Source organism: Stenotrophomonas sp. 05L44_2 (genome assembly GCF_056665995.1).
In genome coordinates, this window is record NZ_JBFTNR010000155.1 from 1 (window position 1) to 6,809 (window position 6,809).

The 6,809-nt window shown below is 68.0% G+C and carries 8 protein-coding genes; 3 read left to right on the forward strand and 5 right to left on the reverse strand.

Annotation, left to right across the window (positions count from 1 at the left end; all coding sequences use genetic code 11):
- Positions 1–206 precede the first annotated feature (206 nt).
- The 5 genes from purN to purM all read right to left on the reverse strand — a co-directional run bounded on the left by purN (position 207) and on the right by purM (position 3,563).
- Positions 207–863, reverse strand: a complete 657-nt coding sequence (gene purN, locus AC1VAN_RS07365; protein ID WP_442252320.1) for a phosphoribosylglycinamide formyltransferase — start codon at positions 861–863, stop codon at positions 207–209.
- Positions 860–1,471 carry a DUF2238 domain-containing protein gene (locus AC1VAN_RS07370; RefSeq protein WP_170919604.1) on the reverse strand — a complete coding sequence of 204 codons (612 nt, stop codon included), beginning with the start codon at positions 1,469–1,471 and terminating at the stop codon, positions 860–862. The genes purN and AC1VAN_RS07370 overlap by 4 nt, the downstream gene beginning before the upstream one ends.
- A 94-nt stretch (positions 1,472–1,565) precedes the next feature.
- Positions 1,566–1,988, reverse strand: coding sequence for a hypothetical protein (locus AC1VAN_RS07375; RefSeq protein ID WP_025874007.1), 423 nt, complete (start codon positions 1,986–1,988; stop codon positions 1,566–1,568).
- Positions 1,985–2,482 (reverse strand): hypothetical protein, encoded by a 498-nt coding sequence (locus tag AC1VAN_RS07380; protein ID WP_105163572.1) that lies wholly within the window; start codon positions 2,480–2,482, stop codon positions 1,985–1,987. The genes AC1VAN_RS07375 and AC1VAN_RS07380 overlap by 4 nt, the downstream gene beginning before the upstream one ends.
- A gap of 22 nt (positions 2,483–2,504) precedes the next feature.
- On the reverse strand, positions 2,505–3,563 hold the full coding sequence (purM, locus tag AC1VAN_RS07385; protein WP_480985549.1) for a phosphoribosylformylglycinamidine cyclo-ligase: 1,059 nt from the start codon (positions 3,561–3,563) through the stop codon (positions 2,505–2,507).
- 112 nt (positions 3,564–3,675) lie between these two features.
- Between purM and AC1VAN_RS07390 the strand changes: the two genes are divergently transcribed.
- Genes AC1VAN_RS07390 through hda form a run of 3 tightly spaced genes read left to right on the forward strand, consistent with a single transcriptional unit; the run spans position 3,676 to position 6,679 of the window.
- Entirely contained in the window at positions 3,676–4,803 is a 1,128-nt protein-coding gene (locus AC1VAN_RS07390; RefSeq protein WP_223482051.1) for a DUF2066 domain-containing protein, read from the forward strand.
- Positions 4,800–5,972, forward strand: coding sequence for an AI-2E family transporter (locus AC1VAN_RS07395; protein WP_080149494.1), 1,173 nt, complete (start codon positions 4,800–4,802; stop codon positions 5,970–5,972). Before AC1VAN_RS07390 ends, AC1VAN_RS07395 begins: the two co-directional genes overlap by 4 nt.
- On the forward strand, positions 5,972–6,679 hold the full coding sequence (gene hda / locus AC1VAN_RS07400; protein WP_032977533.1) for a DnaA regulatory inactivator Hda: 708 nt from the start codon (positions 5,972–5,974) through the stop codon (positions 6,677–6,679). The genes AC1VAN_RS07395 and hda overlap by 1 nt, the downstream gene beginning before the upstream one ends.
- Positions 6,680–6,809 lie beyond the last annotated feature (130 nt).

Genomic DNA, 6,809 nt, shown 5'->3' on the forward strand with positions numbered 1-6,809 from the left:
GGCCAGTGCAGGCAACACCGGCGGCGCCACCTCCGCAGTTGCCTGCGCAGCGGGCGCTGTTGCCTGGCCCCAGCCCGCACAGGCGAGGACGGCAAGCGGCAGCAGCAGAGTTGTACGCAGCAGGGACGTGGTCTTCATGGCCGACAGGAACCGCAGGAGGGGAGCAGGATGCCAGCCCCGCAGTCAGCGGGGCGTGTGCACGGGCGTTACCGGTTCAGGTTTCCGGCGGAATCTAGAGCCAAGGGGCTAAACAGGGGGTGACCGTCGAACATCGGCCGGCCTTCCCGTTCAGCCAGGCGGCCTGCACAGAGCAGTTCCAGGGTGGCGATCAGCAGCGGATGCTCCACCGCAAGCACGCGTTCGGCCAGGGTCTGCGCATCGTCGCCGGCAAGCACCGGAACCCGGGCCTGCGCCAGCACCGCGCCGGCATCCAGTTCCGGCACCACCAGGTGCACGCTGGCGCCGTGCTCGCTATCGCCGGCCTCAAGCGCCCGTGCATGGGTGTGCAGGCCCTTGTGCAACGGCAGCAGCGAGGGGTGGATGTTGACCAGGCGGCCAGTGAACCGCTGTACGAAATCGGCGCCCAGAATGCGCATGTAGCCGGCGCAGACGATCCAGTCCGGCGTGGATGCTGCCAGCGCATCACCCAGCGCCTGCTCGTAGGCGGCGCGGTTGCTGAATTCCTTCGGCGCATGCCCCCAGCGCCGATCCGTTGCCACCCGCTCCAGGGCGGTCGCATCGGGACGATCGGAGAACACGCCGACAATCTCGGCCTGTAGTCGCCCTGCCGCGATGGCGTCGACAATGGCCTGCAGGTTGCTGCCGCGCCCGGATGCCAGCACGGCGATTCGGCGGATGCTCATCGCACCACGCTCCGGCGTACCAGCGGCCACAGCAACAGGCTGCCCAGGGTCGCCAGCAGCATGTCCGCATGCGCGTCCCACATGTCGCCCTGCTGGCCGTTGTAGGCCTCGGCCGCTTCCGGCGACAGGGCAAGGGCGATGCCCCATTCCAGCCACTCATACACCAGGCTGGAACACATCACCGCCATCACCGCCAGGGTGAATGCCTGGCCGATGCGCAGCGCAGGCCAGGAATGTCGCGCCAGCTGCAGCAATGCGGGGGTGAAGCAGACGCCATAGAGGAAGTGGATCAGGCGATCGAAGTGGTTGCGCTGCCAGCCAAAGGCGGCGTCCGGCGACCACCCGAGCAGCGACTGCAGCCATGCGTCATACGGGACGTTGGAGTACAGCCAGCGCGCGGCCACGCAGTGGATGGCGATGAAGCCGCAGATGGCGATGAACGCGCCGTTGCCCAGCTGCCAGCGCCGGTCCACCCACCACAGGGCCAGCAGGCCGATCACCGTCAGCGAACTGTGCAGGGTCTGCTCGAGCGGCCACAGCGGATGGATCCAGGTGGCGGCGAAGATGCCCAGCACCGCGACCAGTGCGGCCTTCTTCGGTGCCGACAGGGAGTGGGTGGCGCGGTTGCGGGCGAGCGTGGAGGCAGCGGGCGTGGACATGTCGGGGCGATCAGCAGAAGAGACGGAACATGCGCTTGCCAGCTCAGACGCTGACGTGGTCGCCGCGGTCGAACAGGGCGGCGATCTCCGGCTTGCGCAGGAAATACACCGCGTAGGCGGTCAGGGCCATGCCCAGTGGGCCGGCCATCACCGCTGCCCAGGCCGCGCCGCGACACCAGGCCAGATGGCTGCGCTGGCCAAGCAGCCGCGCGGTGCGCAGCTGCAGGAAGCCCAAGCCGATGGCCAGCAGCGACACCGCGCCGTACACCGTCGCCAGCACCGCGCCGTCGTCCATTCCGCGTTCGAAGGCGACGATGCCGACAAAGCCGAGGAAGACCAGCGCTGCCAGCCAATGGAAGCCGGCCAGCGCGTAGAACAGGATCTTCAGGTTGTGCAGGTGGCTTGCGGTCTGCAGGTCGGCCAGGGTCTGCCGTGGCAGCGGCGGGGGGTTCATGCCATCGCTCATGCCACACCCGCCTGGCCAGCGAAGGCGGCTTTCACCTGCGGGCGCAGCAGCACGACCAGGGTGAACACGCCGAGGATGGTGCCGATGGGGGTGAACAGGCACGCCAGCCCCGCCACGATCATGCACAGCAGGTAGCGGCGCTGCCGTGACAGGCAGCGGCCGGCATAGGCCACGAAGCCTGCCAGGGTCAGCCCGCCGAGCACGATGCAGACGCCCATCACGGTGAACAGCCAGCCGACGAACTGCTGCTCTTCCGGCGATGACGGTTCACCGCCGGATTTCATCGGCAGCGAGCCGGACAGCATGGCGATGCCCAGCACGATGTGCAGCACGAAGACCAGCGAGAACACCGCCATCAGGCCAGCGACCACATAGTGGCCGATCGCCAGCTGGCGTAGCTGGGTGGCGTCCTGCGGGCCGAACACCGGCACGGCCGGGTTCGGCGGCAGCACCGGCGGAGCCGGCGGCGTCGACAAGGGAGGAGGTGCGTCCATGCGGGTTCCTTTGTCCAGTGGATCAGGCGATGTGGACGCGTTCGCCGCCCTGGGCGGTGACCACTTGGCCGATCGTCCAGTGCTCCAGGCCTTCCGCCTTGACCGCAGCGGATACGGCCTCGAGCTGGTCGGCAGCGACGATCAGCACGAAGCCGATGCCGCAGTTGAAGGTGCGCCACATCTCGCTGTCTGCCACCGCGCCTTCCTTCTGCAGCCACTGGAACACCGGCGGCAGGGTCCACGACGAGGCCTGGATGTCCAGGCCGAGGCCTTCGGGCACCACGCGGATGATGTTCTCGGTCAGGCCGCCACCGGTGATGTGGGCCATGCCGTGGATGGCATCGCCGTGCGACTTCAGCAGCGACAGGATCGGCTTGACGTACAGGCGGGTGGGGGCCATCAGCGCATCGACCAGCTTGACCCCGCCTTCCAGTTCCAGCTCGGCCGGGCGGCCGGCGCGGTCATAGATGCGACGGACCAGCGAATAGCCGTTGGAGTGCGGGCCGGACGAGGCGATGCCGATCAGCACGTCGCCGGCGGTGACATTGGCGCCGTCCTTCAGTTCGCTCTTTTCGACGGCCGCGACGGTGAAGCCGGCCAGGTCGTACTCGCCCGGCGCGTACATGTCGGGCATCTCGGCGGTTTCGCCGCCGATCAGGGCGCAGCCGGCCTCGGTACAGCCATTGGCGATGCCGCCCACGACCGCGGCGGCGGTGTCGATGTCCAGCTTGCCGGTGGCGAAGTAGTCCAGGAAGAACAAGGGCTCGGCGCCCTGCACCAGCACGTCGTTCACGCACATGGCGACCAGGTCGATGCCGATCGTATCGTGGCGGTTCAGCTGGTGGGCCAGCTTCAGCTTGGTGCCGACGCCGTCGGTGCCCGACACCAGCACCGGCTCGCGGTACTTGTTGGACAGGTCGAACAGGGCGCCGAAGCCACCCAGGCCGCCCATCRCCTCCGGACGGAAGCTGCGCTTGACCAGGGGCTTGATCCGCTCGACCAGTTCGTTGCCGGCGTCGATGTCGACACCCGCGTCACGGTAGGTGAGAGGAGAAGGGGCGGAAGACGGGCTGTTGGTCACGGGCGTCGGCGCTGGCAGGGGTTGAATCGCCGATTTTAACAGGCCGCATTGGCGCAAAGGCCGTATTCGGGCAACAATTCCCCCCGGATACGTCGAGCCAATGGATGTCCTGATGCGCCGCAGCCTGTTTTTGACCCTGCTCCTTGCGCTGTGCCTGCCGGTGGCCACGATGGCCCAGAGCGGCATGCGAACCGAGGGGGATGTTGCCACTGCCAGTGGTGCGTACGAGGCCGAAGTGCCCGTCAACAGCCAAGCCGAGGCTGACCGCAACGGTGCACTTGCCCGCGCGTTGAGCGTTGTACTGGGCAAATTGTCCGGCGATCGCAGCGTCATGTCGCGCCCCGGCGTGGCGCAGGCGTTGCGCAATGCCAAGGACTACGTTGCCAGCTACGACTACAAGCAGGACCAGAGCGTGGGCGCCAGCGGTGCGCCGAGCTTCCGTACCCTGCTGGTCGCGCGCTTCCGCGAGGATGACGTGGACGGGCTGGTGTCGGCCCTGGGCCTTCCGCTGTGGCCTCAGCCCCGGCCGAAGCCGGTGCTGTGGCTGGCCGTCGACGACGGCAGTGGTCCGCGCCTGGTCAGCGTGCAGCAGGCCAACGCTGCGCGGCCGCTGCTGAGCCGGGCCATCGAGCGCGGCTACAAGCTCGGCCTGCCCAGTGGTGGCGCCGCCGAGCAGGCCCTGGCCGGTGCCATCTGGCGCCAGGACAGCGCCGCAGTCGCGCGGGCCTCGTCGCGCTATTCGCCGCCGATGCAGCTGATCGGCAAGCTYTACCGCGCCAATGGCGGCTGGCAGGCGGACTGGGTGTTCGTCGACAACGGCCGGGAACTGAACAAGTGGACCAGCAAGGACGCCAACGCCATGCGCGCGATGGCCGCCGGTGCCGATGGCGCTGCCGACGCGCTGGTCAAGCGTTATGCAAAGGCCGGTGCGGCCACCGGCCAGGCGGGCACCTACCGCGTGGTGGTGACCGGCATCAACAGCGCCGACGAATACCTGCGCYTGGCCGCCGGCCTGCGTGAAGTTGCGGTGGTGCGCAACGTCACCCCGCTGCGCGCGACCGCCGACCACCTGGAACTGAATCTGGAAATGACCACCGGCCTGGCCGGCTTCAACCGCATGCTCGGCGACAACGGCGTGCTGGTGCCGTCGGCGACACTGCCGGCCCTGCCGACGCCGATCGACGATACGACCGGTGCACCGGCACCGGCGCCGGTCAGCAATGAGTACCGCCTGCGATGATCCTGTCCCCGGAAGCGGAAATCGCGCAGTTCCTGCGGCGGCTGAAGTTCATCCTGCTGGCCGGCCTGATCGGCTGGGTCGTGTGGCTGCTGGCGCCGATCCTGACGCCGTTCGTGCTGGCGCTGGCGCTGGCCTGGCTGGGCGATCCGCTGGTGGACCGCATCGAGGACACCGGCCGCTCGCGCATGACCGGCGTGGTGCTGGTGTTCGTGGCAATGGTGCTGGTGATCGTCGCGCTGCTGCTGGTGCTGGTGCCGATGATCGAGCGCCAGATCAGCACCCTGATCGCCGCGGCCCCGCAGGCGCAGGCCTGGCTGATGGAGAAGGGCATTCCCTGGTTCGAGCAGAAGACCGGGCTGGAAGTGATGCAGTGGATGGATCCGGACCGTGTGATCGAATGGGTGCGCAGCCATTGGCAGCAGGCCGGCGGGTTCGCCACGACCTTCATGGGCTACGTATCGCGCTCGGGCTTCACGGTGGTGACCTGGGTGGTCAACCTGTTGCTGCTGCCGATCCTGGCGTTCTACTTCCTGCGTGACTGGGACAAGCTGGTCGAACGCGTGGCATCGGTGATCCCGCGCAACCAGATCGGCACGATCACCACCCTGGCACGTGAATCCAACGAGGTGCTCGGCGCCTTCATCCGCGGGCAGTTCCTGGTGATGCTGGCGCTGGGCGTGATCTACGCCGGTGGCCTGTCGCTGGTCGGGCTCAAGCTGGGCCTGCTGATCGGCCTGATCGCCGGCCTGATCAGCTTCATTCCCTACCTGGGCGCGACCACCGGCATCCTGATGGCGATCGTGGCTGCGCTGGTACAGGCGCAGGGGTTCGACCTGAAACTGCTGATTCTGGTGGGCGTGGTGTTCACCGTTGGCCAGCTGCTGGAGAGCTACGTGCTGACCCCGCGCATCGTCGGCGACAAGATCGGCCTGCACCCGGTGGCGGTGATCTTCGCGGTGATGGCAGGCGGCCAGCTGTTCGGCTTCCTGGGCATGCTGCTGGCGCTGCCGGTGGCGGCGGTCAGCAATGTGCTGTTGCGCTATGCGCACCAGCGTTACCGCCAGAGTGAGCTATACGCCGGCGAGAAGCCCGCGATCGTGCTTGATGGTGTGATCGACCAGCCCCATATCATCGTGCCTGGCAATGACAAGGGTCCGGAACTGAAGTGATTGGTGTGCCGCAACTTCCGCTGGCCCTGCATTACCCGCGGGACCAGCGGCTGGAAAGCTTCATCGGCGCGCCGGACGGCGCGCTGGCGCAGCTGCATGCCATCGCGGTGGGGGCCAGCCACGACTGGGTGTACCTGGAAGGCGCGGCCGGCACCGGCAAGACCCACCAGGCGCTGGCGATGTGCTCCAGCGCCGAGCAGGCCGGGCGCCTGCCGACCTATGTGCCGCTGGCCAGCGTGGTCGGCCGGGTGCGGGTGGCGCTGGAAGGGCTTGAGCAGCGCGAGCTGGTGGCGCTGGATGGCCTGGATGCGGTGGCAGGCAATCGTGAGGATGAAATCGCGCTGTTCGATTTCCACAACCGCGCGCGCGCTGCCGACGTGACGGTGTTGTACACCGCACAGAAGTCGCCGGGCGAACTGGGCCTGGTGCTGCCGGACCTGCGTTCGCGCCTGGGCCAATGCGTGCGCGTGCTGTTGCAGCCGCTGGACGAGGAAGGCCGCGCGGCGGTGTTGCGCGAGCGCGCGCTGCGCAGAGGGCTGGCGATCGACGAGGCCGCCATCGAGTGGCTGCTGTCGCACACCGGTCGCGAGCTGGGTGGTCTGATCACGTTGCTGGACTGGCTGGATCGCGAATCGCTGGCGGCGAAGCGGCGGATTACCGTGCCGTTCCTGCGCCAGGTGCTGGAAGAAGGCCGTCCTCGTTACTGAGGGGTGTGGTTCGGCAGGGCTGCGCCCTGCACCCGCCGAAGCCAGGGCAACGTCAACGTCAACAGCAAAAGCTCGCTATCCGTGGGATGGCGGGGTGGCTCAGGTTGCGGGGGACGGCGCAAGTACGTCC

Coding starts and splice junctions, on each gene's coding strand:
- purN (WP_442252320.1), bottom strand. CDS start 863: ATGAGCATCCGCCGAATCGCCGTGCTGGCATCCGGGCGCGGCAGCAAC.
- AC1VAN_RS07375 (WP_025874007.1), bottom strand. CDS start 1,988: ATGAGCGATGGCATGAACCCCCCGCCGCTGCCACGGCAGACCCTGGCC.
- AC1VAN_RS07380 (WP_105163572.1), bottom strand. CDS start 2,482: ATGGACGCACCTCCTCCCTTGTCGACGCCGCCGGCTCCGCCGGTGCTG.
- AC1VAN_RS07395 (WP_080149494.1), top strand. CDS start 4,800: ATGATCCTGTCCCCGGAAGCGGAAATCGCGCAGTTCCTGCGGCGGCTG.